Consider the following 25,388-nt stretch of genomic DNA (forward strand, 5'->3'; position numbering starts at 1 on the left):
CAAGAAGAAGTCTTCCCATGCGCAAAGCTCTGATCGTTGTGGCCCTCGCCCTGCTGGCTGGCGGCCTGTGGTGGTGGAAGCGCCCGGCCCCTGACGTGACCGCGGCCGCCCCCACCCTGGGCGCACCCAGCGCCGGGGGGGCCTCGGCCCCGGCGGGCCCGCCGCAAGCGGTGGGCGCCGTCAAGGCCCAGCAGCAGGACGTGCCGGTGCGCCTCGAAGCCACGGGCACCGTCACGCCGCTCAACACCGTGGACCTGCGTGCCCAGGTCACCTCCACCATCGCCCAGGTGCTGGTGAAAGAGGGGCAGATGGTGCGCAAGGGCGAGCTGCTGTTCCGCTTCGACGACCGCGCCGACCGCGCGCTGCTGGAGAAGGCTCGCGCCCAGCTGGCCCGCGACCGCGCCCAGCTGGCCGACGCCGAGCGCCAGCAACGCCGCGCCCAGGAGCTGGTGCAGCAGAAGTTCATTGCGCAGAGCGCCCTCGACACCGCCCTCACCAACTTCGAGGCCGCCCAGGCCCTGGTCAAGAGCGACGAGGTGGCCGTGCAGGCCGCCCAGGTGCAGCTGAGCTACAGCGAGCTGCGCGCGCCCATCAGCGGCCGCGTGGGCAGCGTCAACGTCTACCCCGGCAGCCTGGTGCAGCCCGCCTCCACGGCCACGCCGCTGCTCAACATCGCCCAGCTGGACCCCATCAGCATCGCCTTCAACGTCCCCGAGACCGAACTCGCCGCCCTGCTGGCCGCCGCCCGCGCCGGCAGCCTGAGCGCCGAAGCCGTGTTGCCAGGCTCGCCCCGCGCGCCAGGCAACGCACCACCGCTGGTGGGCAAGGTCAGCTTCGTGGACAACGCCGTGGACGCCAGCACCGGCACCATCAAGGTCAAGGCCGAGTTCGACAACAAGGCTCAGCTGCTCTGGCCCGGCCAGTACCTGCGCGTGCGCCTGGTGCTGCGCACGCTGAAGGACGCCGTCGTCGTGCCCCAGGCCGCCATCATCCTGCGCGGGCAAGACCGCTCGGTCTACGTGGTCGATGCCGAGGGCAAGGCCAAGCTGGTGCCCATCAAGCTGCGCCAGCCCTTTGGCGAGCTGGCGGCCATCGAAGGCATCCAGCCCGGCGAGCAAGTGGTGCTGGACGGCAAGCAGAACCTGCGGCCCGGCACGCCGCTGAAAGTACAGCCGGCCCAGGTCAATCCAGCCGGTGGGCGCCCTGGGGGCGCTGCTTCCGCCGCCTCCAGCCCTGACAGCGCCTCGGGTGCCGCCCGATGAACTGGACTGAGCTATTCATCCGGCGGCCGGTGATGACCGTGCTGCTGAACCTGTCCCTGGTCATCGCGGGCCTTGCGGCCTGGAGCAAGATTCCGGTGGCAGCCCTGCCGTCCTACAACACGCCCATCATCAGCGTGCAGGCCACGCTGCCCGGCGCCTCGCCCGAGACCATGGCCTCGTCGGTGGCGCTGCCGCTGGAGAAGCAGTTCTCCACCATCGCCGGGCTGCAGACCATCTCCTCGGTCAACTCGCTGGGCAACACCTCGATCACGCTGGAGTTCGACCCCTCACGCAACATCGACTCGGCCGCCGGCGACGTGCAGGCCGCGCTGTTCCGGTCTTTGCGCGCGCTGCCGGCCGAGATGACGCAGCCGCCGTCCTACCGCAAGGTCAACCCGGCCGATGCGCCGGTGCTGATGGTGGCGCTGACCTCGCCCTCCATCAACCTCACCGAGCTCAACGACTACGCCGACAACCTGATCTCGCCCGGGCTGTCCACCATCGACGGCGTGGCCCAGGTGGCCATCTTTGGCCAGAAGCGCTATGCCGTGCGCATCAAGGTGCGCACCGAGCTGCTGACCCAGCGCAACCTCACGCTCGAAGAGCTGGCCGCCGCCGTGCGCACCGCCAATGCCAACACGCCGGTGGGCGTGCTCGATGGCAACCGCCAGACCCTCACCATCCAAGCCAACCGCCAGCTCAAGAGCGCGCGCGAGTTCGGCGCCATCGTGGTGGCCACGCGCAATGGCGCGCCCGTCTTCCTGCGTGACGTGGCCGAGGTGCAGGACAGCGTCGAGACCATCAAGGCCTTCTCGATGTTCCAGGGCGAGCGCTCCATCACCCTGGCCGTGTTCCGCCAGCCCGACGCCAACACCGTCAAGGTGGTGGACGCCGTCAAGGCGCTGCTGCCGCGCTTCCAGGCCCAGATGCCGGCCTCGGTCCAGGTCAGCACCCTGAACGACCGCTCCATCTCCATCCGCGACTCGCTGCACGACGTCTACGGCACCCTGGCGCTGACCGTGGCCCTGGTGGTGCTGGTGATCTTCATCTTCCTGCGCCGCGCCATGGCGACGCTGATCCCCACGCTGTCGATGCCGATCTCGCTGATCGGCGCGCTGACCCTGCTCTACAGCTTGGGCTACTCGCTCGACAACATTTCGCTGCTCGGCATCACCCTGGCCGTCGGCCTGGTGGTGGACGACGCCATCGTGATGCTGGAGAACATCGTGCGCCACGTCGAGAACGGCATGGAGCCCTTTGCGGCCGCCCTGCAAGGCGCGCGCGAGATGGCGTTCACCATCGTGTCGATCTCGGTCTCCCTGGTGGCGGTGCTGATCCCGATCTTCTTCATGCCAGGCGTCATCGGCCTGCTGTTCCACGAGTTTGCGGTGGTGGTGATGTTGTCCATCCTGGTGTCGGCCGGCGTGTCGCTGACCCTCGTGCCCATGCTGTGCAGCCGCTTGCTCAAGCACCACGAGGCGCACGAGGAGAGCGCTTTCGGCCGCGCGTTTGAGCGCGGCTTCGAGCGGCTGCTGAACGCCTACACGCGCACCCTCGACGTGGCCCTGCAGCACCGCGCGGCCGTGCTGGGCGTGGCCGTGGGCAGCCTGGCGCTGACCCTCTGGCTCTGGGCGGTGTCGCCCAAGGGCTTCTTCCCCGAGGAAGACATCGGCCAGCTCTCGGCCAGCACCGAAGCCGCCGAGGACACCTCGTTCAACACCATGACGGTGCTGCAGGAGAAGGCCACCGCCATCGTGCAGGCCGACCCCAACGTCGCCAGCGTCTCCTCGGCCGTGGGCGGCGGCCCGGGCGGCTCGGCCAGCAACACCGGCCGCATGTTCATCAACCTGAAGCCGCGTGCCGAGCGCGAGCCCATGACCAAGGTCGTCGAGGGCCTGCGCAAGAAGCTGCGCGCCGTGCCCGGCATCGCCGTCTACCTGCGCCCGGTGCAGAACCTGCAGCTCGGTGGCCGCCAGAGCAAGAGCCGCTACCAGTACACGCTGCAGTCGGTCTCGGCCGGCGAGCTCAACTCCTGGGCCAGCAAGGTGATGGAGAAGCTGCGGGGCGATGCGCTGTTCCGCGACGTGACCAGTGACTCCCAGCTGCGCGGCCTGCAGGCCGAGCTGGTGATCGACCGCGAGCGCGCCGCGCTACTGGGCGTGGCCATGCAGGACCTGCGCAATGTGCTCTATGACGCCTTCGGCGAGCGCCAGGTCTCCAGCATCTATGCCGAGAGCAACACCTTCGCCGTGATCATGGAGGCCTCGGACGCCGACCGCCTCAGCGAAGACGCCTTCAGCAAGATCCACCTGCGGGGCAGGAACGGGGCCCTGGTGCCGCTCAGCGCCTTTGCCACCGTCAAGCGCTCGCTCGGGCCCACGGCCGTCAACCACCAGGGCCAGCTGCAGGCCATCACCATCAGCTTCAACCTCGCGCCGGGCACCGCCCTCGGTGACGCGACCAAGAAGCTCGAAGCCTATGTGCACGAGATCCAGCTGCCCTCCAGCATCATCACCAGCTACGGCGGTGATGCGGCGGTGTTCCAGGACTCGCAGGGCGGGCAGGTGCTGCTGATCGTGCTGGCGCTGGCCGTGATCTATGTGCTGCTGGGTGTGCTCTACGAGAGCTATATCCACCCCATCACCATCCTCGCTGGCCTGCCCTCGGCCGCCGTGGGCGCGCTCTTGACGCTGCAGCTCTTCAACATGGAGCTGACCATCATCGCCAGCATCGGCATCGTGATGCTGATCGGCATCGTCAAGAAGAACGCCATCATGATGATCGACTTCGCGCTCGACGCGCAGCGCAACGCCGGCATGACGCCACCCCAGGCCATCCGCGAGGCCGCGCGCCTGCGCTTCCGGCCCATCATGATGACCACGCTTGCCGCGCTGATGGGTGCATTGCCCATCGCCCTGGGCCTTGGCGCCGGGGCCGAACTGCGCCAGCCCCTGGGCCTGGCCGTAGTCGGCGGCCTGATCGTCTCGCAAGCGGTGACGCTCTACATCACCCCGGTGATCTACCTGGCGCTCGACCGCTTCAGCGGCTCGGGGCCGGATACGCGGGTGGTTGAGGCAGGGCGGATGACGGCATGAGCCGGGCGGCTGTCACGCCGCCTTCAGTCGTCCTTCGCGCCACGCGGCGCCTAGGCCATTGACGGCCTGCTCGATCAGCTCGATGACGGCGTCAAAGCCGTTGGCGGGGCCGAAGTAGGGGTCGGGCACTTCGCGGCCTTGCAGGCCGGGGGCGAAGTTGAGCAATAGCTGGGCGCTTGCGGCAGCCTCCGCGCCAGCCTTACGGCGCAGCGAGGCGAGGTGGTCTTCCTCCATCACGAGCACGAGGTCGTGGCGGCTGAAGTCTGCTGCCGGGTCGAAGCGGCGCGAGCGCCATTTGCGGCCGACCTCGTAGCCCTTGCGCTGCAAGGCGGCCGCCGCCCGCGCATCGATGGGGCCACCACGTGGGTCGGCGTTCACGCCGGCTGAGCCGACAACGCTGAAGGCCCGCGCAGCATCGGGGCCCCACTCGGCGAGCTTGGCCTTGAAGATGTGCTCGGCCATGGGCGAGCGGCAGATGTTGGCGGTGCAGACGAAGAGGATGGAAGGCATATCAGCGCAGCGCCGCCCGCATCGCGTCGATCACCGCCTTGTAGTCGGGCTGGCTGAAGATGGCCGAGCCGGCCACGAAGGTGTCGGCGCCGGCATCGGCCACGCGGCGGATGTTGTCGGCCCTGATGCCACCGTCCACCTCCAGCAGGATGTTGCGGCCGGATTGGTCAATGAGCTTGCGGGCACGCTCGGTCTTGCGCAGCGCGCTGTCGATAAAACTCTGGCCACCGAAGCCGGGGTTCACGCTCATGATCAGCACGTAGTCGACCTTGTCGATCACCCACTCCAACACGTCGAGCGGCGTGGCGGGGTTGAAGGCCAGGCCCGCCTTGGCGCCCGCGTCGCGGATCACGCTGAGCGTGCGGTCCACGTGGGTGGAGGCGTCGGGGTGGAAGCTGATCCAGTCGGCCCCGGCCTTGGCGAAGGCGGCGGCCAGGGCGTCCACCGGCTGCACCATCAGGTGCACGTCGATCTCGGCGCGGCGGCCATCGGCGTGGACCGCGTGGCGGCGCACGGCCTCGCAGATCATGGGCCCGAAGGTCAGGTTGGGCACGTAATGGTTGTCCATCACGTCAAAGTGCAGCCAGTCCCCACCGGCGGCCAGCACGTCGCGGCACTCCTGGCCGAGATTGCCGAAGTCCGCCGAGAGGATGCTGGGGGCGATGCGGTAGGTGGGCATCACGCCATTTTCGGCGAGTTTCAGCGCGAAGCAGCCAGCCGTTTTCTGATGGGCTCGAAGACCGGGGTCGGGCCCCGCTGCAGCGGGTAGTCGCGCCCGGCCTCGCGGGCCTGCCAGTAGGCCTGGGGCAGGCGGCCCGAACCCAGCTCGTAGTCCATGCCGTCCCAGTGCTCGCGGAAGGAATAGAAGGCCCAGTGCACCTGGTGGGCGTCGAGCGCGGTGAGCACGTCCTCCATGTAGCGGGCGCAGTCGGGCCAGGTGCGCCGGCAGCCAAACTCGGCCGCCACCATCCGCCAGGTCGGGAGCTTGTGCTGCGCCGCCCAGTCCAGCGGCTTTTGCAGATAGCGGGCCACGGCCTCGGCGTCCCAGGGCTGCTCGCCGCTGGCAAAAGGCACCACGCCTGGGTAGCGCAGCGGGCGCTTGCGCAGCTTGTCCGGGGCGCTGGTGGCCATCCAGGGTTCGTACATGTGATAGCCGTAGAGCACGCGCTCGTCGCTCAGCGGGCGGGGCCAGTAGCCAAAGGCATCAGCGGCTGCGTAGTAGCCGGCATCGACCATGACCGGCGTGTTTGCGTCCACCTCGCGGACGCGCTGGATGACGGCTTCGTAGAACTTGGGCAGGTCGCGCAGGCCGCCGCGCGCGGTGGCGTACCAGCGGGCCTGGTCTTCGTCGCTGGCATGCTCGGGCAGGCCGTCGTGCTTCTCGGGGATAGGCTCGTTCAGCAGGTTGTAGGCGGCGATGGCCGGGTGGTCCTTGAGCGCCTCGGCCAGGTCGCGCCAGGAGGCGGCGGCCTGCGCGGCAAAGCCGGGTTGGGACCAGAGCCGGTCGTCATCCTTGTCATTGTTGAGCTGCACCCAGCGCGCCCCGGGCAGGCCCAAGGGGACGAGCACGACCTTGAGCCCCGCCGCGTGGGCGCGGTCGAGCGTGGCGCGCAGCACGGCGAGGTCGTCGGGGTTGAGGGCGCGGTAGTCGTCGAGGCTGCCGTAGAGGAAGTCGCGCGCGCCGGAGGCTGACTTCCACTTGCTGAAGGTGAGGCGCACCCAGGTGGCGCCGTAGTCGCGCAGGGCCTTGAAGTAGGCGGCGTCCGGCGGGCTCTCGTTGAAGCAGTTGGAGCCATGCTGCGGACGCTGCCAGAAGCTGATCAGGTCAGCCGCATGCGCCTGCGTGGCGCACGCCAAAGTCAACATCAGCACCACCCCGCGCAGCCATCGCATGTCGGCCTCGTCAGCAAGTTTCAGGAGGCCGCGAGTTTGCGCCTCAAGAGCCGCATCAGCGCGCCGAGCACGGGCAGCTTTTCGTAAAGCTCCTCGGCGGCGTCCCAGTAGTCGCGGTGATCCCGCACGCGGCCGTCGGGCGCAAAGCGCAGGTGGGTGGCGCCGCGGATGATGAAGCGGCCGGCGTGGAAGTCCCAGCTCAGGAAGGCCTGGTCGCCCTCCGAGAACGCATCACGCACGACGAAGCGCGGCGCCTCAATCGTCTCGAACATGTGGGCAAAGATGCGCCGCACCGCCGCCACGCCCTGGACTTCGTTGAAGGGGTCCTTGAAGCGGCAGTCCTCGGTGTAGAGCTGGGCGAGGCGGTCGAGGTCCTGCGGCTTGAGCTGCTCATAGAACTCGATCAGGGTGGGCAAGCTAGCGTGTGGCACGGGTGACGAATCGGAAGTAGAGCGCGTCGGGCAGCCAGCGCAGCAGTTTGAGCACGCCGGTGAAGCGGCGCGGGAAGTGGATGTCGAAGTGGCCACGCGCCCAGCCATCCAGCATCGCACGGGCCGCCGTCTCGGCGCTGATCTCGGCGGGCATCTTGAAGTCGTTCTGCGCGGTGAGCGGCGTGGTCACAAAGCCGGGGTGGATGACGCTGACGCCGAGGCCCAGCGGGTGCAGGTCCAGGTAGAGCACCTCGGCCAGGTGCGTGAGCGCGGCCTTGCTGGGGCCATAGGCCAGGGCCTTGGGCAGGCCGCGCGAGGCGGCGATGCTGGAGATGAGGCTGAGGTGGCCGCCCGCGCCAGCCCGCCCCTGGTCCAGCAGCCAGGGCAGCGCGGCATCGAGCAGGTTGAGCGCGCCGCCGACATTGATGTCGAAGTGCTGCTGTGCAAGCGCACGGTCAAAGGCCAGGGCCGACAGCGGGCGGTAGGTGCCGGCCGCGTAGACGATGAGGTCGAGCCGCGCATGCCGCGCGCGCAGCTGCACCACGGCGGCCTTGAGGGCGGAGGCATCGAGCACATCGAGCGCGATGGCCTCGCTGCCCGGGTGCTCGCGCACAAAGCCCTCCAGCAGGGCCTGCTGCCGCGCCGACACGATGACCGTGGCCCCCAGCTTGTGCAGCAGCGCAGCCGTGGCGCGGCCGATGCCGGTGGAGGCACCCACCAGCCAGACGGTCTTGCCGCGCCAGTCGTGGAGCTGAGGGTTGAGGCTCATGGACTGACCCTCCGGTCACTGCGTGACCACCTCCCCGAGGGAGGGATTCGCGCCCCTTCGGGCGGCCGTGCGGCGGCGCTCATGGGCGATCAAGGTTTGACGAAGGCGAGTGTCACCTCGCCGAGCTTGAAACCGAACTTGCTCATCGTGGCCTTGTTGAGCAACACCTTGTCGTCCATCAGGTAGAACCAATCGTCGAACTGGACCTCATAGACGCTGCCGTCCACCGGCAGCTTGAGCGTGTAGCTCCAGCGCAGCGCATTGCCGGCCGCCTCGCCACGGGCCTCGCCCAGCACGTCGGCCGCCGTGCCCTTGTAGCGCTGGGGGCCGAGCTGGGTGATGGTCCAGACGCGGCGCTCCTTGCTGCCGTCGCTGTAGACAAAATCCTCTTCCAGCGTGCCCACATCGCCCATCCAGTGCGCCTGCATCTGCACGGTGAAGCGGCGCTTGACGCTGCCCGAGCGGTCAGTGAACACGCCGTGGGCCACCAGCGGGCCGTTGAGGTAAGTCTTGAGGTCGAGGCGCGGTGATTGGTTGGCGTAGTCCTCGATGCGAGGGGCACTGCCGCAGCCGGCCAACAGCAGCGCCGAGAGCAGGGCCGAGGCAGCAATGAGCAAACGACGTTTCATCGGCGAACTCCATGAAGCAGCGCCACCGCCATGAGCTTGAGCACACAGGGAAGCAGCGCGTAGGTGAAGGACAGTGCAGTCAGGCCCGCCGCATCGCGCGTGCCCGGCGTGTAGCCCAGGGCTTGCGGCAGGGGCAGTGCCAGGGCTGCGGCCAACGCGAGGTTGAGCTTGGTGGCGGCATGCCACCAGCCAAAGAAAGCGCCCTCCGCCTGCCCGCCGTAACCCGCCCGCTGCACCACGCCGGCCAGCAGCGCGGTGGGCAGGGCCAGGTCCGCCCCCAGGGCAGCGCCACTGCCGATGCAGATGGCCAGGAAGGCCGTGCCATCCCCCGGCCGCAGCACGGCCGCACTGCAAAAGGCCAGCACCGCCAGGCCCATGCCCAGCTGCCAGGTGCGCACGCCGCCCATCCAGGCCACCAGGCGCAGCCACAGCGGCAGCGAGGCGGCGGCCGCCAGGAAGTAGGCCGCCAGGTAGAGGCCTTGGTCCTGCGGCGTTTGCAGCCGGTCCGTCACGAAGAAGACCAGCAGCGTGGCCGGGATGGCCGCCGCCGTGCCATTGAGCAGGTGCACGGCCAGCAAGCGCCGGAAGGCCGCCACGCCCCACACGGCCACGCGGGGCGCGGCTTGCTGCTGCTCGGCTCGCACCGGGGGTGTTGGGGCGCTGCGCAGCACGAGCAAGCCCAGCACCAGCGCGCCGGCCAGCACGCTACTCGTCACACCCCAGCCGGCCGCCGTGGGCAGCACGCTGGCCACGATCACGCCCACCAACGCAAAGCCCTCGCGCCAGGCCACGAGGCGGGTCTGCGCGGCTTCGTCGCCACCCAGCCTTGCGGCCCATGCTTGGTGGGTGATGCTGAGCAGGCTGTAGGCGCCGTAGCAGGCCACCAGGCACAGCCCGGCCCAGGCCAGCAGTGCGGGCGTGCCCGCGACGGCGGGCGCAAACAATGCGGCAAAGCCGGCAGCGAGCAGCACCGCCGCGGCTGAGAGTTGCAGCAGCAGGCGCGGCGTGCCCAGCGAGCGGTCGGCCCAGCGGCCAAACCAAGGGTCGAGCACGGCATCCAGGCCGCGCACCGCCAGCAGCAGCGCGCCCAAGGCGGCCAGCGGCACGCCGTGGTGTGTGGCGTAATGAGCAGGCAGGTGCACGTGCAACGGCAGGGCCACAAAGGCCAGCGCAGCCCCCAGCAAGCCGTAACGAGCGGAGGCGGCGTGCGAGCTCATCGCAGCAGCTGCTCGCGCAGCCCGGGCTCCGAGGTCTGCGGGCTCAGCCAGATGCCGAAGAAGCGCGTTGCAAACGCGGGCTCGCGCACCTCGCGCTGCAAGCGGCCGTTGACGAAGAAGCGGGCGCCCTGCCCCGGCTCGTGCCGGCCGGTGATGCGATCGCCCTCGTTCACGTCGGGGAAGGCGGCCTGCATCTCGGCCAGCCAGCGCGCGGCGTCGGCATCAGGGATGGGCCCTTGGCGGCGCATCTCGACGAGCGAGCGTTTGGCAATCTCATCGCCCTTGAGGCGGCGGTGGTAGCTGAGCGAGAGCGCAAAGGGCTGCTGCGCCCAGCCCTCGGCGCTGAGGGGTGTGGCGCTCCAGACCTGGGCGTCGTACACCCGCAGGCCGAAGAAGCGCATGGTGGCGCGGCTGCGGGCGCTGAAGCCCGCCCACTCCTCACTGGCCTGCGCCGCAAGCGGCCACGCGAGCAAGCCGAGCAGCGCGCGGCGGTCCATGCTCAGACGACGGCTTGCAGGGTGAACTGCATGACATCGGTGCTGCCGGTGTCAAAGGCTGCCTCGCAGTAGGCCAGGTAGAACTCCCAGAGCCGCACAAAGCGCAGGTCAAAGCCCTGCTCGCGCACTTGCGGCTCGTGGCGCAAAAAGTCGGCGCGCCAGCGGCGCAGGGTCTCGGCGTAGTCGGGGCCAAAGGCCAGCTCGTTCACCACTTGCAGGCCGGCGCGTGCGGCCGCCTTGCGGAACTCGCTCGGGCTGGGCAACAGGCCACCGGGGAAGACGTACTGCTGGATGAAATCACTGCCGCGTACATAGCGGTCGAACAGCTCGTCGCGGATGGTGATGGTCTGGATGCAGGCGCGGGCGCCGGGCTTGAGCTGGCGGCGCACGGTCTCGAAGTAGCCGGCCCAGTACTCGCGGCCCACGGCCTCGAACATCTCGATGGAGACGAGGGCATCAAAGGGCCCGTCGGGGATGTCGCGGTAGTCCTGCAGGCGCAGGTCGCCCGCGAGGCCTTGGGCCTGCAAGCGCTGCTGCGCAAAGGCCAGCTGCTCGGTGGAGAGCGTCACGCCCGTGACGGTGGCGCCAAAGTCGCGCGCGGCCAGCTCGGCCACGGCGCCCCAGCCGCAGCCCACTTCCAGCACGCGCTGGCCCGGCTGCACACCGGCCTCTTGCAGCGCGCGGCGCATCTTGGCGTCTTGCGCGGTGCGCAGGTCACCACTGCGGTCACCGGTCTCGAACCAGGCGCTGGAGTAGTTCATGCTCGGGTCGAGCCAGAGCTTGTAGAAGGCATTGCCCAGGTCGTAGTGGGCGCTGATGTTCTTGCGGCTGCCGGCGCGGGTGTTGCGGCGCAGCAGGTGCTGCACGCGGTGCAGCAGGCCGCCCCAGAAGCCGCCGTAGATCAGCTGCTCCAGCGCCTCGCGGTTGCGCAGGAAGAGGCGCAGCAGGCCGGCGAGGTCGGGCGTGCTCCAGTGGCCCTCCAAGTAGCTCTCGGCAAAGCCGACGTCACCACCAGCCAGCGTGGCCTCGCACACCGCCCAGTCGCGGATGCGCAGGGACGCACGCGGCTGCCCCTGGCCAAAGTGCAGCATCTGGCCCTCGGGGGTTTGCAGGTCGAGCTGGCCGTGCTGCAAATGGGTCAGCAGGGTCAGCACGCGGTGGGCGGCGCTGGGGATGGTGGCGGGCAGGGACTGCGGCAGTGGCCGATGGAGGCGGGTGCTCTGGGCGCTCATGTCGAACTCCGACTGACGAATTGCGATGGGGGCTCGGGTTTTCTGAAGAAGGGCACGCGCTTGAGCCACAGCTGCAGCGCCTGCCAATGGATGCGCAGGACGACGCCCAGCGTCATCAGCGGCATGGCCAGGCAGACGGCACGGGCGCTGGCGGGCGTGAGAGGCTGCAGGCGGCCGCTCTGGCTGGTTTGCAGCAGCGGCTGGCCGAGGGCGTCGTCGTGGTCCACGCGGGCCACGAGGCGGTCGGCCGTGCGCATGAAGCGGAAGCGGTAGCGCCCCGACGTGCTGCAAAAGGGCGAGACGTGGAAGACCTTGTCGGCCACCTGCTCGTGGCCCCAGGCCAGCTGCGGGCCCGAGAGCACGTAGACATGCCGCTCGCCAAAGGTGTTGTTCACCTCGGCCACGATGGCGGCGAGGCTGCCGTCGGCCCGCTCGCAGTACCAAAAGCTGACGGGCTTGAAGACAAAGCCCAGCACGCGCGGGAAGGTGTGCAGCCAGATCTCGCCCGTCGCGTCAGCAACACCGGCGCCACGCAACAAGCCCTCGACCCAGGCCAGCGCATCGGAGCCGCCGTCGCCGTGGTCACGCGCCTCGAAGCGCAACAGACCCCAGCGCAAGGGCGCCGCCTGCCGGGCCAGCGCACGCAGCGGCAGCACGACGAAGAAGCTCGGGTAGGCAAAGGCGTGCAGCGCCGGGCGCAGGCGCTTGTGGCGCACCTCGCCGCGGGCCAGCAAGGCCGTGGGTTCAGCCATGCGCCATCAGCCGCGACTCCAGCGCCTGGGCCACGCCCAGGCCGGAGAGCAAGCCGTCCTCATGAAAGCCGTAGCGCGTCCAGGCCCCGGCAAACCACACGCCGCCCTCGCCCTGCAGCGCCGGCAGCTGGGCCTGGGCGCGCACGGCACGCTCGTCAAACACCGGGTGGGCGTATTCGATCTCGCGCAGCACCAGGGCCGGGTCTGGCTGGCGCACGGGGTTGAGGCTCACGATGACCGAGCGCTGCCAAGGCAGGGGCTGCAGGCGATTGAGCAGGTAGTGCAGGCAGACCTGCTCGGTGTCGGGCGCGGCGTCGCGCCCTTCCTCAGTTCTTGCGCGCTCGTAGTTCCAGGCCGCCCAGGCGGAGCGGCGCTGGGGCAGCAGGCGCTCGTCCAGGTGCAGCACCGCGCGGTTGGGCTGGTAGGCCACGGCACCCAGCACGGCGCGCTCGGCCAGCGAGGCGTCGTGCAGCAGCGCGAGGCTTTGGTCAGAGTGGCCAGCCAGCACGACGTGATCGAAGGTCTCGGGGCCGGCGTCGGTGGTCACCGTCACGCCGCCCGTCACACTGCCCGTAAGCCGCCGCACGGCGCGCACCGGCGTGGCCAGGCGCAGGTGCTGGACGGCGGGCAGCAACGCATCGACATAGTGGCGCGAGCCGCCGCGCACCGTGAACCATTGCGGCCGGTCCTCGACCTGCAGCAGGCCATGGTTGTGGCAAAAGCGGATCAGCGTGCGGATCGGGAAGGCCAGCATCTGCGCCGTGGGGCAGGACCAGATGCAGGCCACCATGGGCAGCAGATACCAGTCGCGGAAGGCCGCGCCAAAGCCTTGCTCGCGCAGGAAGTCGCCAATCGGCTGAGCCAGCCGGGCCTCATCGCCGCGCTGGGCCAGGGCGGTGCACAGGCGGTTGAAGCGCAGCAGGTCGGTCAGCATGCCCCAGAAGGCGGGGCGCACGAGGTTGCGCTTTTGCGCGAAGACCGTGGCCAGCGAGTGGCCGCTCCACTCCAGGTCAATGCCCGGCACCTGGACCGAGAAGGACATGTCGCTCGGCGCGGTGGCGATGCCGAGCTGCTCGAAGAGTTGAATGAGCAGCGGGTAGGTGCGCTCGTTGTAGACCAGGAAGCCGGTGTCCACGCCGTGGCGGATGCCGTCCAGCTCCACGTCCACCGTGTGCGCGTGGCCGCCGGCGCGGGCGTCGGCTTCAAACAGGGTCACCTCGGCGTGCTCAGCCAGCGCCCAGGCCGCCGCGAGGCCAGCCACCCCGCTGCCCACCACCGCAACCTTAACGCGCGGGCCGGCGCCTTGCGGGGCCGGGCCACGGCCCTTGCGGCGCAGCCAGTCGCGCAGCGGGCTGGCGTGGGCCTGGGCGGCGCCCAGGGTGGGGTCGGCAGCAGCCGGTACCGGCGCGACAGCGTCACGCCGCTGCGGCCCGAGCCAGGGAGTCGAAGTCGCGGAGGTGGACATGGCAGATCACAGCGGTGGAGGCAGCCCGGCAGGGCCTAAAGCACAAGGTGGGCACCGACTGCTGGGGAAGGTGGCGGCCGCTTGCGACGGCCGCCGGACAGGGTTCTTGACGCCGCCGCTTGTGGCTTTGGCTAAGATTTGTCCTATACAAATCGGTGGACGAAGTCGATCCTAAGGCAGAGAATCGAGTTTGTCCACATTTTGTCCTATACAAAATGACTTCAATCTCCGAGCAGCCAGACCACCGGCCCGAGGCCGAGGGCATCGGCATCTCGGCCGTGGAACGCGATACCGGCATCCGCCGCGAGACCCTGCGCATCTGGGAGCGCCGCTATGGCTTCCCGCAGCCCGGGCGTGACGGTGCGGGCGAGCGGCTCTACCCCGCCAGCCAGGTGGCCCGGCTGCGCCTCATCAAGCGCCTGCTGGACGCCGGGCACCGCCCCGGCCGCGTGGTGCTGGCCAGCGAGGCCCAGCTGCAAGGCTGGCTCAGCGCGCCCTCGTCCGCCACATCCGCCACGTCCTCCCCGCGCCGGGGCACAGCCGCCTTAGCCCGGGCCGCAGCCCTGCCCGGTGCACTGCCTGTCGTCGATGCCGGCCCGCTGGCCAACGACATCGCCGAATGCCTGGCCCGCCTCAAGCGCCACGATGTGGACGGCCTGCGCCAGGCCCTGACCCAAGCCCTGCTGCGCCAAGGCCTGGCCGGCGCGGTGACCCAGCTCTTTGCCCCGCTGATCCAGGCCGTGGGTGACGCCTGGATGCGCGGCGAGCTGCAGGTGTTTGAGGAGCATGTGTTCAGCGAGTCCCTGCAGCTGGTGCTGCGCCAGGCGCTGCAGTCCCTGCCCGCGCCGGCCACCCAGCCCGGGCCCCGTGTGCTGCTGACCACCCTGCCCGGCGAGAGCCATGTGCTCGGCCTCTTGATGGCCGAAGCCCTGCTCTGCCTCGATGGCTGCACCTGCCTCTCGCTCGGCGCGCAGACCCCGCCCGAGCAGATCGGGCCGGCGGTGGCCGCGCACCGCGCTGACGTGGTGGCCCTGAGCTTCAGCGCCGTGCTGGCCACCCGGGCGGTGCACGACGGCCTGGGCCGGCTGCGCGCGCTGCTGCCAGCGGCTGTCGAGGTCTGGGCCGGCGGCAGCAACCGCGCGCTGGCCTCGCCGAGCCGGCCAACCGGTGTGCGGGTGCTGACTGGGCTTGTTCAGATTTCTGACGAAGTGGGCCGCTGGCGCGCGGCCCACGATTGAACGTGTGAGCTGGGCTCTCAGGCGATGCGGCTGCGCTTGAGCATCAGCAGCCAGAAGGCCACGCCCGCAATCGCCGCCCAGCCCAGCGCCTGCACCGAGACCAGGCTGGAGAGGCCCGCCAACGCGTCCTGCCCCGCCCAGACCCACGGGCTGGCATAGCCGCCCATCGCGCCCGACAAGCCATTCGGCTCGGTCACCACCGCCTTGTTCAGCTGCGCCGTCCACGCGGTCAGCTGCGCCACCGGCCACTCGATGCCATAAATCTTGTGCATGATCAGGATGGCCACGCCGCCACCGCCCAGCACCAGCGGCACGCCGATGCGCTTGAGCCAGGCGGACGCCGCCATCAGCACCAGCACCATCGGCGCCAGCCACACTAGGGTCAGCAGCGTGCCCAAGGCAGCCCGCAGCCACAGCGGCGGCAACACGGCCAGCACCTGGCCCCAGGCCACATCACCCAGCGCGCCCCAGCTCACCTTCAGCCCCACCAGCAGCACCACGATGGGAAAACCCAGCAGCGTGCCCACCGCCAGGCCCGCCAGCGGTGCCAGCCAGCCATGGGCCACCAGCGTGGCCAGCAGGCTCTCGCCATGCCCGCCGGGCAGTGACAGCCAGAACTCGATCGACCGGTCCTGCACATCGCGCCGCGCCAGGCCCGGCAGCTGGAACACCGCCACCATCAGGCAGATGCCCCAGGTCACGATGCCCGCCAGCATCAGCGTCGCCAGCGTCAGCAGCTCGGGCTGGCCCTGGGGCATGCCCTGCACATCGCCAATCGGCAGCATCGCCATGAACAGCAGCCCCGGCAGCAGCGCCGCAATCAGCCAGCCGCGCTTGTGCTGCATCCACTCGCGCAGCAACAGGGTCGGGAAGTGTTTGAACATCACGGTCTCCACTCAGGCCGAAGCCGAAGTCTTGTTGTTGAGGGCCGGGTTGCGTGTCAGCGCCACGAACAGGTCCACCAGGCTCGGCCGCACGCGCTGGCCCAGGCCCGTCAGGCTCTCCGGCGGTGCGCCGTCAAACAGCGAGGTCGTGCGGCCCTGGTCGCGGTAGCGCAGCAGCGGGTGCGCGGCCGCCATCGCGTCGGCCACGGCGGCATCGTGGTTCAGCGCCACAAAGCGCTGATCGATGTCCTCCAGGCTGATCGACAGCACCACCTTGCCCTCGTCCAGCATGATCACGTCGGACAGCAGCGCCTCCACCTCCTCGACCTGGTGGGTCGAGATCAGCACGCTGCGCTCGCCGTCGCACCACTCGTCGATCAGCATCTCGTAGAAGTTCTTGCGCGACAGCACGTCCAGGCCCAGCGTCGGCTCGTCCAGGATCATCAGCCGCGCATCGATCGCCGCGATCAGCGCCAGGTGCGTCTGCGCCACCATGCCCTTGGACAAGCTCTTCACCTTGTCGTCCAGCCCCACGCTCGTGCGGCGCAGCAGCTCGCGCGCCCGCTCGGCGCTGAACTTGGGCTGCAGCTGCGCCATCAGCGTGATCAGCTCCGACACCCTCGCCCAGCGCGGCAGCACCGCCACGTCGGGTATATAGCTCAGCTGCGTCAGCAACTGCGCGCGGTCCTGGCGGGGCGACACGCCCATCACCTGCAGCTCGCCCTCCACCGCCAGCAGGCCCACCAGCGCCTTCATCAGCGTCGTCTTGCCCGCGCCGTTGTGGCCCAGCAAGCCCACCACCCGGCCCTTGGGGATAGTGAAGGACACGTCGCGCAGCGCCGCCTTCTTGCCGTAGTGCAGCGACACGCCCTGCGCCTGCACCAGCGCCGCTGCAGGATTCATCGTTGTTGTGCTCGTGTTCATCAGGTCGTCCCCCAATCCAGATCCTGCGGCCCCAGCCCCAGGCGCTTCAACTTGGCGCGCAGCGCCGGCCAGTCGCGCTGCAAGAAGCGCTCACGCTCCTGCCGCCGCAGCCGCTCCCGGGCGCCGGCCCGCACATACATGCCCAGGCCCCGGCGCGGCTCCACCAGGCCATGCTCGGCCAGCGTCTGCAGCGCCCGCGTCACCGTGAGCGGGTTGATCAAAAACTCGCTGGCCAAGGCCCGCACCGACGGCAGGGCCTCGCCCTCCGACGGCACGCCGTCCAGCAACTTCACGGCCAACCGATCAGCCAACTGCTGATAGATCGGGGCCTGGTCTGTCCAGGGGGTCTGCATACGGCTCGCTTCCCGGGGTGTGTTGGTGATGTAGCACACCATAACAAGCCACCCCAGGCGCCCCTAGTGGGGTGCGACAGGCTGCAGATTTGGGGGGATGGGCGGGGAAGGGTCGTTGTCGCCTGGAGAGCAGCAGTTTTTGGCGTTGTGCCTGAAGGCCTACCGCAACACGAACAGTGACGGTCGCAAGCGCCTCAAGCAGGCTCTGAAGTCGTTCCTCGGGTAGCGACCAGTCCGCTTACGCCCTGAAGGGCAAGCTGATGCCTCAGCATCAACGGTTGTTACCAGAAAGATACCCAAAGAATTTTGTTTGTGGGTACTATTCTTTCTAAGGAAAACAGAAAACTAAGGAGTGCACCATGCAAGCCAGTCCCGTGATGGAAGTCGACCGGACGTTTGTTCTGGCTAAGGCGACTCAACGTGCGGCGGACGGGCTGGGCATGAGCGGTCGAACCTTAGCGCTGACCGTTGGCTTCAGCGCGCCGACCGTATCGCGCATCCTTCATGGAGAGCGCGGTATCGATCCTGCCTCCAAGGAGGGTCAACTGAGCCTGATGCTGGTTCGCATCTTTCGTTCGCTCGACGCATTGGTCGGCGGCAACGAAACCAAGCGTCGCACTTGGATGACTTCTCACAATACGGCGTTGAACGGTGTCCCGGCGAACTTGATTCTCTCGCCTGAAGGACTGGGCAGGACGTTGGCTTATCTCGATGGCATGCGGGCGCCGATCTGATGGGGCCTAACTCGCCAGCAGATCCGTTCTCGTGGGACGTCGGCTGGTTCCAGGCATGTGACCAGGCCGACATGACGGTCTGGCGCGGCGTCGAGAGCCAGTCCCAGGTCGCGACATGGCGCCTGGTCGATTCCACCGCAGAGCATGAGGCGCTGGAGGACATGTTGGAGGGCTCGAAGCCGCCGTTGCCGGAGGGTTGCGAGGGCCTGCACTACCTCCTCTCCACGCCGTTTAGGTACACGTCGCAATACGCGTCCAGGTTCAGGCGCCCGAACGAGGCGGGCATCTGGTACGGCGCCTCCTCCGTCGAGGCTGTGTGCGCCGAGACCGCCTACTGGCGTCACCGGTTCATCCTCGATTCGGCCGGCATAGCCAAAGACGGCGACGGTCTACTAACGCTGCACACTCTCTTCCAGACGCGCGTCAACGGGCGTGCGCTCACGCTCACCGAGCCGCCTTGGGATGGCGGGCGAGCGCTTTGGACTCATGGCGCCGACTACAGCCACACGCAGGCGGTGGCTGCAGAAGCACGAGTTCATGGCATTGAGTGGATCCGTTACGAATCCGTTCGTTGCCCCGGCACTCACTGCGCGGCGGTCTTGAGTCCTCGAGCGCTACGCACGCAGCAACCATTCGATATGCAGGAGTGGATTTGTCGAGCCACCCGTAGCCGCGTGATCGTTACCCACAAGGAAAGCGACTCCAGCTACAGCTGGGACTTTTGATTCGAGCAAGGGCAGCGTTGCAAACGTCTCGCTAAGAGATGGCAATCCGCCCTCTGGCTCATCTAGCCACACCACGGGGACAGTCGCCCATAGGCTCGCTTCGAGCCATCGAGGGGGCCTTTTCTCCTCTGGCTTTGCCCCTGTCAAGCGGATTGATACGCTACTGGTGGCGGTTGAACCTGTACGGAACCACAGATATAGTGCCTTCTAGCACTCGCAATTCGAGAGTGCTAAAGAGAAAAGCCGCTCAAGGCTGGAACCCAAGAGCGGCTTTGGCAGCACCTCACCGTTTCCGACGAGGACTGCCGTCCTGCACCAATGCAGTGGGCGAAGGATATGCCATGCGGAAATGCTGGGCGATCCCGACTTCCCCCTGATCCAGGGCTTCACAGGTCGGATTTGACGCTGCAACTTTCAAGGAGAAATCCATGGCAGCACCGAAGAAGCCCGGCGAAAGCACGGGCAGTCAGGGTGGGATCTACCAGCAGGTAGGCCCGCAGGGCGGCAAACAGCCGAACTACGCAGCCGTGCCGGACAACCGGCCGTTGCCACCCACCACCAAGCCCGGCCATGCTTGGGCGCCGGTGAAGGTGACACCGAACAGCAAGCGCTGATCGGTTCATCCGCTACCCAGGGGCGGCTTCGGCCGCCCCTTTTTTGTGGGTGCCTCGCAAATGTTTCGCACGCTGTGGCTTGAGTTCGCTGCCGGAACTTCCGGGCCTTGCCACCGGCGAAGCGGCTGAGACGCACTACGGCTCGCCCGCCCCGCGTTCACCCGCTGCCAAAAGTTCAAAGTTGAGTGAAACGAAAAACCGATTGTTCAGACTTGAGTGAGACACCGGTTCAAGGTCGCATGACTCAGCTCGGCGCAAGTGGTTGATTCGGGAGCGTCTCCGGTTCAGGACTCAGAGCAAACCGACAGCGGGATGGGCGCCCACCACCAAGCTTGGGCATTCGATGACCAGACGCTATAAGTGAGCTGCTCAACTGCCAAGAAGTAGCGCCCAATGCTATCGATGGCGATCAAGTGCTAGCCAACGTAGGGGGAAAGATGGCCCATCAGGTCTACAAGATTGCAAGACTGACTGACGTCCAAATTGCAGATGCGCTAAGCAGGCTTGCGCACGAATTTGGACCATTCAACGCGAATGTGAATGTATTGCAGCAGAGCCTTGGTGGCATTCCGTTTCCGAACACCTCGGCACAACCTCTGTGGCAGCAACTGATCGACCAAAACGGCGAGCTCATTGACTACTTCAACGTCAGGATCCTCAACGTTTCAGTGTCGTATTACCGAGGAGGAAGCACAGCTGAAGCTAGCCAGAAGTCAGCTGTACTGGACGAGCTACACCTCGATCCGAATGGCATCGATACGGAACGACTGAAAGTTGGCGCCCAAGTCCTGGAGACGTTCCGGCCGGTAGCTATCCGAAAGTCAGCCGGAGCGACTAGCGAGCTAACGGAATTGCTCGCCGTCCAAGAGTCAACGTTCGCCCGCCTGCAGCGACAGCTCGAAGAGCTGTTCAAACAGACGATCACGGTGCGCCAAGAACTCGATGACATAGTCAAAAAGAAGTCCGAACAGCTGGAGGCGGACTACGCAGCCAAACGAGAACAAGCACAGCTAGAAGCGGAAAGGCAGCAAGCCAAGCTGCTTGAACGAGAGGAGGCGCTAGAGAGCCGGGCGAAAGAACTGGATGACAGTGACAACACGTTTGCAAGGCGAAAGATCCGCGACGGGATGCTCAATGACGTCACAGAGCGCGTCAGAAACTTCGAAGTCTCGCCTGTCACTTCTCAGGCCCGCGGGCCGGTAGCCGGGGGAATGCGCGCACTGATTGGCATCTTTGTTCTGCTTCTCATTTGGACCGGCTATGAAATAGTGGTGAGCAGACTCACTCAGGAAGCCGTCGTCGCAGCGACTTCACGCCTGTCCCATATTCCAACAGCCGCGGCACCGACTTCATCCGTCGCCAAGGCGGCGACAGAGGAGCTGACAACGGCGATGCTTCATGATTCAAGCACCGAGCGGATCGCTCTTTGGATCCGTTTCTCGCTATTGACCGTTGGCCTTGTTGGTGCCGTTCTCTATTACATCCGGTGGCAGAGTCGCTGGGCGGAGCAATATGCAGCCACCGAGAGCTCGCTCAAGCAATTCCACCTTGACGTAAATCGAGCCAATTGGGTGGTCGAAACATGCCTTGAGTGGCGCAAGGAAACTGACTCATTGATTCCCGCTGCATTGATCGAGAGCCTCACCAGAGGACTCTTCACAAAAGATCAGACCACTCCTCAGGTCGTTCACCCTGCTGACGAGCTCGCTTCAGCGCTAGTTGGAAGTGCGTCAAAGATTTCACTGGCAGTCGGGGACAGCAAGATCGAGTACGACAAGCCTGGAAAGATCCCCAAGACGTTGCCGACTTCCAATGCGTGACGGTGAGCAAAAGCGATAGACCGCCCATGCTCCGCCTCGACCTCTGGAACTACTTCCTCGCGATCGAAAGCGACTTGGCAGCCTGCCAGCGTTTTGTGGCCTTCGAGCAAAGCAATCTCAGCACCCATTCATTGGAGTTTGCGAAGGTCATTCTTCTAGCGGGGTCGGAAACCGATAGCGTGCTGAAGGAGCTCACAGGCGAGCTGTGCGCCGGATCGAAGGCAAGCAAGCTGCCTGCCTACGAAACGGTAATCGCAGACCGTCTACCGTTCTTCAAGTTGCTGGAAATCGACGTCAAAGGAACGGAGTTGCGCCTGCATCCCTGGGTTGAGTGGTCTGCCGCTTCCGGTCCAACCTGGTGGTCCCACTCGTACAACAAGCTTAAGCATCAGCGCTCCGCTAGCTTTAAGACAGCGACGCTGGACAACGCACTGAATGCCGTGGCCGGCCTCTATGTCGCGCTGCTGCATTTGCATCACCGCAAGCTCCCACTGCACACGCGCCGATTGATGGTTTCTGGAACCAGCCTGATGGCGCCCCGAAACCACCCCGATGACACGATGTTTGACTACGCGTTTGCCGGAAGTCCCTTTGATGCTTTTGAGCCGGGCAGCGATGCCTGATCGCTGACTAGGTCAGGCCCCAATCAATTCGTCACCCACCATGCCCCTCCCCCCCCTCACCCCCACCCTCCTCCTCGCAGTCACCCTCACCGCCGCCGCACAACCCGCGCCTCCCACCCCCACGCCCGACAGCCTGGCGCAGGTGAATGGCGTGCTGTGGACGCAGCAGGCGGTGGAGCACCAGGCGGTGTCGCTGGCGATGTACCGGGCGGCGTCGGCGGCCTTGGTGGCTGCGGCCCAGGCGCCCGTCAAGGCGGGCGCGTGGGCCACGCTGGAAACGGGGCCGGCGAGCACGGGGCGCAAGGCGGTGGTGATGGACCTGGACGAGACGGTGCTGGACAACGCGGCCTACAGCGCGTGGCTGGCCAAGGCCAACCAGCACTATGTGGAGCCGACGTGGCAGGACTGGATGGCGCTGCGGCAGGCGAAGGCGATCCCGGGGGCGCTGGAGTTTGTGCGGCTGGCGGCCAAGCTGAAGGTGGATGTGTTCTTCATCACCAACCGCGAGTGCGTGCCCAAGGACGCAGACCCCTGCCCGGCGCTGGAGCACACGCGGCGCAACCTGCTGGCGCTGGGCTTTGAGCGGGCGGCGCAGCCGGAGGCTTTCATGCTGAAGAAGCAGCGGCCGGAGTGGGACAGCAGTGACAAGACCTCGCGCCGCCAGTTGGTGGCCCAGACGCACCAGATCGTGATGCTGGTGGGGGACGACATGGGCGACTTTTTGCCCGTGGCCAAGGTGGCGGCGCTGCGGGCGGGCACGCCCGACGCGGAGACGGACCGGGCGATGACGCTGCTGGGCAAGCGCTGGTTCGTGATCCCGAACCCGATGTATGGCTCGTGGGAGAAGGCGGTGCCCCGGGATGCACTGGGCCGTTTGGGGGCGCTGCAGGCACCGGAGGGCTGGGGCGCGCCCTGAGGCGTGGCCTGGGGCCGCGCCTGAAGCTGGGTCTTACGCCGGCGTGTCGCCCGGGCCAGGGGTGTCTGGCTCCGTCGAGGCGGGTGCGTCAGAGGCGTCGTGAGGGGCGTCGTCAGCAGGGTCGGCCTCACCGGCGGGCCGGGGGTTGGCCTTGCGCTGGGCTTTTTCTTCTTTCTTCTTCTGCTTGGCGAGTTCGCGTTGTCGCTTCTCGTACGAGTAGTTGGGCTTGGCCATGCGGTCTTGTGTGAGGCTGTAAAGATGTGGAGCATGCCCGCAAGTGAGCCTGCTCAGGGCCTGATGCCCTACAGAAATCTGCCGCGCCGTGACCACGATGTCACACCCGACGAACGCCTGGCTCGCGGGCGATGGAGGAAGCCCCGGTCCTGTGATAACGCGCCGCGGCCGCAAGACGGGCGGCCGTGCGTTGCCGTCTTAGGCGGGCGCCGCAGTGTGAACAGGCCCTAGCTCTGGATGATCTGGTCGAGCCGCTTGCCGTCGATGTCGGTGTTGACTTGCACCCACAGGGGCAGGTGGTCGGACATCTGGAAGGTGAAGGCCTGCTTGGTGAGCGCGGGGAAGAGGGGCGTGTGGTCGCCCGCGTAGAAGTCGAGCACGCCGCCTTGGTTGGTGAAGTTGTCGGGGTAGTGGGGCAGGTGCAGGAGCTGGTCATAGCGCTTGTTGCGCTCGAGGTTGGAGCCGAGGTCTTGCTGGGCAAGCGCGGTGGGCAGGCGCAGGCCGGTGGAGGTGATGGCCTTGAAGAGAGGGCTGTCGAGTGAGGGGATGTTGAAGTCACCCATGACGAAGAGGTCCTGGTCGTCGAAGGAGCGCTTGTCTTTGCTGAAGAGCTCCTGCTTCTCGGCCACCCACTGGGCGAGGGCCTGAAGCTCGGGCTCGCGGCCGGCTTCGTCGTCGCCCCAGCGGACGTGGGTGGAAACGACGACAAAGTCAAAGCTGCCGGACTTGAACGAGGCCACATAGGGCGGGCGCCACCAGTTGAAGTCGGGGACCCACTCGGTGCCCTGCTTGGTGCGGCGCGCAAAGGCGGCAGAGGCCATGCCGTTGAAGGCGATCTGCCGCTTGTCATAGAGGTAGGCGACGCGCTCACGGTTGCCGCCGGCGTCGAGCACGGCGTCGGAGTAGACGGCGCGCCAGTAGGGGCCCAGCACGTCAAGCACACGGCGCAGGTCTCGCAGGTCGTCGCGCAGCTCGACGATACCGATGAGGTCGAACTGCCCGAGCACCTCGGCGATGTAGTGGATGGCGGCCTGGGTGCGGGGCTTCTTGCCAAACTCGCGGATGTTCCAGGTGGCGAGGTTGAAGGACTCGTCCAGCTTGGACGAGGGCACCTGCGCCGCCGCGATGCGCTCCTTGAGCACCTTGAGCCCCGCCGCGATTTCTTTGCTGACGGTCTTGATGTCGGTGATGTGATGCATGGCGCCCCCTGCGTGGTCAATGAACTGATTGACGAGGGGGACACGCTAACCGATGGCTGGCCGGATGGCAGCCATAAAGCTGTGGAGGCAGGGAAGGCCTTGTTGGCTGGCGGCGCCCTGCCGGCGACCCACGCCGCCGCCCCCCCCGCTCAGCCTGCGGCGCCAAACCCTTTCAGCAGCTGCCGCAAGCGCTTGCGACCATCGCTGTTGGTCTCGCGGTAGGTCTTGAGGGCCAGGGCCAGGAACTGTTGCTCTCCGGGGCTGAGGCCGGTGGGCGCGCGCTCGGTGTCGAGCCATCCGGCCTCTTTGCCGCAATGCTGCTCGATCTGGCGGGCGAGCTTGTCGCCGATGGGTCGGGCGCCGCTCTTGGCCATGGACCAGGTTGCGCCGCTGACCTCGAGGCGGGCCGCCCAGGCGGCCTCCAGGCCCTTGGGCGGGTCACCGGCCGTGATGCGTTCTTCAGCAAAGGCCTGGAACAGGGCAAGGGCGTTGAGGCGGCGGATGGTGGCGGGGCTGGACACGGCGCACGCTGTTGTGAAAAACCTTCACACGCATTCTAGGGGCGACAAGTTGCTTGACGATGGCGTGAACACTCTTCACAATTCGACCCGTCGCTTGCAAACCGCAGGCCCAATTCACTTCAACAAATTCCCATCATGTTTGGCATCACCTTCTTCAACAAAGACACCAACCGCCCCCGTGGCGGCGTGGTGGCCTGCGTGAAGGCGGTGGCGCCGACATCGCTTGAGCGGGCAGCCCAGCTGTACCGCTCCACACCGGGGAGGGCTCTCATCCACTGAGCCCTCAACCTCTTTCGGATGCCCTGCATCCACCGAGGCCCGGTTTCCAACAGGAACCGGGCCTTTTTGTTTTCAGCGCCATCTCGGGTGTGCCCGTGCACAAGCACTGGCTGGCCCGGTGTGCATGTGTGCCCAGCACGTTCTGCAGACGGAGCGGGCATGCAGCGAGGGCGGGCAGCAGTGCCTACCCGCCCTCGCGTGCGGACACAGCCGAGATGGCATGCCTCGTTAGCTCAGTGGATGCAGAGCGCCGGTCTACGAAACCGGAGGGCGGAGGTTCGACTCCTTCACGAGGCACCAATCAATAACGTCCCGTTGGACTTCTGGTGAGGTCCTCGGCCCTTCAAGCCGAAGAGGCGGGTTCGATCCCCGCACGGGATACCAAACCCAAGAGCCCGTCGTCGAGCTTTCGCTTCGACGGGCGCAAACCGGCCGCAACGATTGGGCGGCGTCGGAACCCGTCACCGACACCCATTGAGAGCAAACCCGTGTGTGGCGCAACCAGGGAGCGCAATGGCTTTGGGAGCCAAGGGTTGCAGGTTCGAGTCCTGCCACACGGACCAAACAACACG

General features: G+C 67.2%; 27 protein-coding genes and 3 tRNA genes. 13 read left to right on the plus strand and 17 right to left on the minus strand.

Translation table 11 applies throughout. The features are described 5' to 3' along the window. Positions 1 to 17 precede the first annotated feature (17 nt). Together ABDJ85_RS01555 and ABDJ85_RS01560 are read left to right on the plus strand one after the other, a co-directional pair. Positions 18 to 1,262 (plus strand): efflux RND transporter periplasmic adaptor subunit, encoded by a 1,245-nt coding sequence (locus ABDJ85_RS01555; protein ID WP_347702967.1) that lies wholly within the window; start codon positions 18 to 20, stop codon positions 1,260 to 1,262. Then, positions 1,259 to 4,357, plus strand: coding sequence for an efflux RND transporter permease subunit (locus ABDJ85_RS01560; RefSeq protein WP_347702968.1), 3,099 nt, complete (start codon positions 1,259 to 1,261; stop codon positions 4,355 to 4,357). The genes ABDJ85_RS01555 and ABDJ85_RS01560 overlap by 4 nt, the downstream gene beginning before the upstream one ends. 12 nt (positions 4,358 to 4,369) lie before the next feature. Here the strand turns inward: ABDJ85_RS01560 and ABDJ85_RS01565 are convergent, their stop codons facing one another. The 11 genes from ABDJ85_RS01565 to ABDJ85_RS01615 form a co-directional block, all read right to left on the minus strand. After that, positions 4,370 to 4,867 carry a low molecular weight protein-tyrosine-phosphatase gene (locus ABDJ85_RS01565; protein ID WP_347702969.1) on the minus strand — a complete coding sequence of 166 codons (498 nt, stop codon included), beginning with the start codon at positions 4,865 to 4,867 and terminating at the stop codon, positions 4,370 to 4,372. A gap of 1 nt (position 4,868) precedes the next feature. Then, entirely contained in the window at positions 4,869 to 5,546 is a 678-nt protein-coding gene (gene rpe, locus ABDJ85_RS01570) for a ribulose-phosphate 3-epimerase (protein WP_347702970.1), read from the minus strand. A 20-nt stretch (positions 5,547 to 5,566) separates the two neighbouring features. Then, the gene (locus tag ABDJ85_RS01575) at positions 5,567 to 6,760 is read right to left on the minus strand and encodes a glycoside hydrolase family 5 protein (protein WP_347702971.1); all 1,194 of its coding nucleotides are present in this window, start codon (positions 6,758 to 6,760) and stop codon (positions 5,567 to 5,569) included. Positions 6,761 to 6,780: 20 nt separating this feature from the next. Further along, positions 6,781 to 7,191: a nuclear transport factor 2 family protein gene (locus ABDJ85_RS01580; protein WP_347702972.1), complete on the minus strand. Its 411-nt coding sequence runs from the start codon at positions 7,189 to 7,191 to the stop codon at positions 6,781 to 6,783. Then, on the minus strand, positions 7,178 to 7,960 hold the full coding sequence (locus ABDJ85_RS01585; RefSeq protein ID WP_347702973.1) for an SDR family NAD(P)-dependent oxidoreductase: 783 nt from the start codon (positions 7,958 to 7,960) through the stop codon (positions 7,178 to 7,180). The genes ABDJ85_RS01580 and ABDJ85_RS01585 overlap by 14 nt, the downstream gene beginning before the upstream one ends. An 89-nt stretch (positions 7,961 to 8,049) precedes the next feature. Continuing rightward, positions 8,050 to 8,589 (minus strand): DUF3833 domain-containing protein, encoded by a 540-nt coding sequence (locus ABDJ85_RS01590; protein WP_347702974.1) that lies wholly within the window; start codon positions 8,587 to 8,589, stop codon positions 8,050 to 8,052. Continuing rightward, positions 8,586 to 9,806: an MFS transporter gene (locus ABDJ85_RS01595; protein WP_347702975.1), complete on the minus strand. Its 1,221-nt coding sequence runs from the start codon at positions 9,804 to 9,806 to the stop codon at positions 8,586 to 8,588. The genes ABDJ85_RS01590 and ABDJ85_RS01595 overlap by 4 nt, the downstream gene beginning before the upstream one ends. After that, on the minus strand, positions 9,803 to 10,303 hold the full coding sequence (locus ABDJ85_RS01600; RefSeq protein WP_347702976.1) for a chalcone isomerase family protein: 501 nt from the start codon (positions 10,301 to 10,303) through the stop codon (positions 9,803 to 9,805). Before ABDJ85_RS01600 ends, ABDJ85_RS01595 begins: the two co-directional genes overlap by 4 nt. Positions 10,304 to 10,305: 2 nt before the next feature. Continuing rightward, positions 10,306 to 11,535, minus strand: a complete 1,230-nt coding sequence (locus ABDJ85_RS01605) for a class I SAM-dependent methyltransferase (RefSeq protein ID WP_347702977.1) — start codon at positions 11,533 to 11,535, stop codon at positions 10,306 to 10,308. Continuing rightward, the gene (locus ABDJ85_RS01610; protein ID WP_347702978.1) at positions 11,532 to 12,287 is read right to left on the minus strand and encodes a DUF1365 domain-containing protein; all 756 of its coding nucleotides are present in this window, start codon (positions 12,285 to 12,287) and stop codon (positions 11,532 to 11,534) included. Before ABDJ85_RS01610 ends, ABDJ85_RS01605 begins: the two co-directional genes overlap by 4 nt. Continuing rightward, positions 12,280 to 13,752 carry an NAD(P)/FAD-dependent oxidoreductase gene (locus ABDJ85_RS01615; RefSeq protein WP_347702979.1) on the minus strand — a complete coding sequence of 491 codons (1,473 nt, stop codon included), beginning with the start codon at positions 13,750 to 13,752 and terminating at the stop codon, positions 12,280 to 12,282. Before ABDJ85_RS01615 ends, ABDJ85_RS01610 begins: the two co-directional genes overlap by 8 nt. A 215-nt stretch (positions 13,753 to 13,967) precedes the next feature. Between ABDJ85_RS01615 and ABDJ85_RS01620 the strand changes: the two genes are divergently transcribed. Then, on the plus strand, positions 13,968 to 14,990 hold the full coding sequence (locus ABDJ85_RS01620; RefSeq protein ID WP_347702980.1) for a MerR family transcriptional regulator: 1,023 nt from the start codon (positions 13,968 to 13,970) through the stop codon (positions 14,988 to 14,990). Positions 14,991 to 15,007: 17 nt separating this feature from the next. Here the strand turns inward: ABDJ85_RS01620 and ABDJ85_RS01625 are convergent, their stop codons facing one another. The 3 genes from ABDJ85_RS01625 to ABDJ85_RS01635 are packed head-to-tail and all read right to left on the minus strand — an operon-like array spanning position 15,008 to position 17,151. Continuing rightward, entirely contained in the window at positions 15,008 to 15,874 is an 867-nt protein-coding gene (locus ABDJ85_RS01625) for a hypothetical protein (RefSeq protein ID WP_347702981.1), read from the minus strand. A 12-nt stretch (positions 15,875 to 15,886) separates the two neighbouring features. Then, entirely contained in the window at positions 15,887 to 16,798 is a 912-nt protein-coding gene (locus ABDJ85_RS01630; RefSeq protein WP_347702982.1) for an ABC transporter ATP-binding protein, read from the minus strand. Further along, on the minus strand, positions 16,798 to 17,151 hold the full coding sequence (locus tag ABDJ85_RS01635; RefSeq protein ID WP_347702983.1) for a GntR family transcriptional regulator: 354 nt from the start codon (positions 17,149 to 17,151) through the stop codon (positions 16,798 to 16,800). Before ABDJ85_RS01635 ends, ABDJ85_RS01630 begins: the two co-directional genes overlap by 1 nt. Before the next feature lie 359 nt (positions 17,152 to 17,510). Here ABDJ85_RS01635 and ABDJ85_RS01640 point away from each other — a divergent pair, with 359 nt between their 5' ends. The 6 genes from ABDJ85_RS01640 (at position 17,511) to ABDJ85_RS01665 (ending at position 22,583) form a co-directional block, all read left to right on the plus strand. After that, entirely contained in the window at positions 17,511 to 17,885 is a 375-nt protein-coding gene (locus tag ABDJ85_RS01640; protein ID WP_347702984.1) for an antitoxin Xre/MbcA/ParS toxin-binding domain-containing protein, read from the plus strand. A gap of 71 nt (positions 17,886 to 17,956) precedes the next feature. Next, the gene (locus ABDJ85_RS01645; protein ID WP_347702985.1) at positions 17,957 to 18,610 is read left to right on the plus strand and encodes an RES family NAD+ phosphorylase; all 654 of its coding nucleotides are present in this window, start codon (positions 17,957 to 17,959) and stop codon (positions 18,608 to 18,610) included. Positions 18,611 to 19,038: 428 nt separating this feature from the next. Next, entirely contained in the window at positions 19,039 to 19,224 is a 186-nt protein-coding gene (locus ABDJ85_RS01650) for a hypothetical protein (RefSeq protein WP_347702986.1), read from the plus strand. Positions 19,225 to 19,661: 437 nt separating this feature from the next. Continuing rightward, positions 19,662 to 21,044: a YfjI family protein gene (locus ABDJ85_RS01655; protein ID WP_347702987.1), complete on the plus strand. Its 1,383-nt coding sequence runs from the start codon at positions 19,662 to 19,664 to the stop codon at positions 21,042 to 21,044. 26 nt (positions 21,045 to 21,070) lie between these two features. Next, on the plus strand, positions 21,071 to 21,667 hold the full coding sequence (locus ABDJ85_RS01660; RefSeq protein ID WP_347702988.1) for a hypothetical protein: 597 nt from the start codon (positions 21,071 to 21,073) through the stop codon (positions 21,665 to 21,667). 40 nt (positions 21,668 to 21,707) lie between these two features. Continuing rightward, positions 21,708 to 22,583: a 5'-nucleotidase, lipoprotein e(P4) family gene (locus tag ABDJ85_RS01665; protein WP_347702989.1), complete on the plus strand. Its 876-nt coding sequence runs from the start codon at positions 21,708 to 21,710 to the stop codon at positions 22,581 to 22,583. Positions 22,584 to 22,616: 33 nt separating this feature from the next. Here ABDJ85_RS01665 and ABDJ85_RS01670 read toward each other — a convergent pair whose 3' ends face one another. From ABDJ85_RS01670 to ABDJ85_RS01680, 3 genes are all read right to left on the minus strand, one after another. Beyond that, positions 22,617 to 22,817, minus strand: a complete 201-nt coding sequence (locus ABDJ85_RS01670; RefSeq protein ID WP_347702990.1) for a hypothetical protein — start codon at positions 22,815 to 22,817, stop codon at positions 22,617 to 22,619. 227 nt (positions 22,818 to 23,044) lie between these two features. After that, positions 23,045 to 24,016, minus strand: coding sequence for an endonuclease/exonuclease/phosphatase family protein (locus ABDJ85_RS01675; RefSeq protein WP_347702991.1), 972 nt, complete (start codon positions 24,014 to 24,016; stop codon positions 23,045 to 23,047). Between the two features lie 149 nt (positions 24,017 to 24,165). Further along, positions 24,166 to 24,537, minus strand: a complete 372-nt coding sequence (locus ABDJ85_RS01680) for a hypothetical protein (protein WP_347702992.1) — start codon at positions 24,535 to 24,537, stop codon at positions 24,166 to 24,168. Positions 24,538 to 24,672: 135 nt separating this feature from the next. On the opposite strand from ABDJ85_RS01680, the gene ABDJ85_RS01685 reads away from it, so the two are divergent. From ABDJ85_RS01685 to ABDJ85_RS01700, 4 genes are all read left to right on the plus strand, one after another. Further along, entirely contained in the window at positions 24,673 to 24,816 is a 144-nt protein-coding gene (locus ABDJ85_RS01685; protein WP_347702993.1) for a hypothetical protein, read from the plus strand. Between the two features lie 222 nt (positions 24,817 to 25,038). Continuing rightward, positions 25,039 to 25,116 (plus strand) — tRNA-Arg (locus ABDJ85_RS01690). 9 nt (positions 25,117 to 25,125) lie between these two features. Next, positions 25,126 to 25,200: transfer RNA gene (locus tag ABDJ85_RS01695), tRNA-Glu, on the plus strand. 102 nt (positions 25,201 to 25,302) lie between these two features. Next, positions 25,303 to 25,379, plus strand: a tRNA-Pro gene (locus ABDJ85_RS01700). Positions 25,380 to 25,388 lie beyond the last annotated feature (9 nt).

It is taken from the genome of Roseateles paludis (assembly GCF_039872745.1).
Classification (GTDB): Bacteria; Pseudomonadota; Gammaproteobacteria; order Burkholderiales; family Burkholderiaceae_C; genus Pelomonas; species Pelomonas paludis.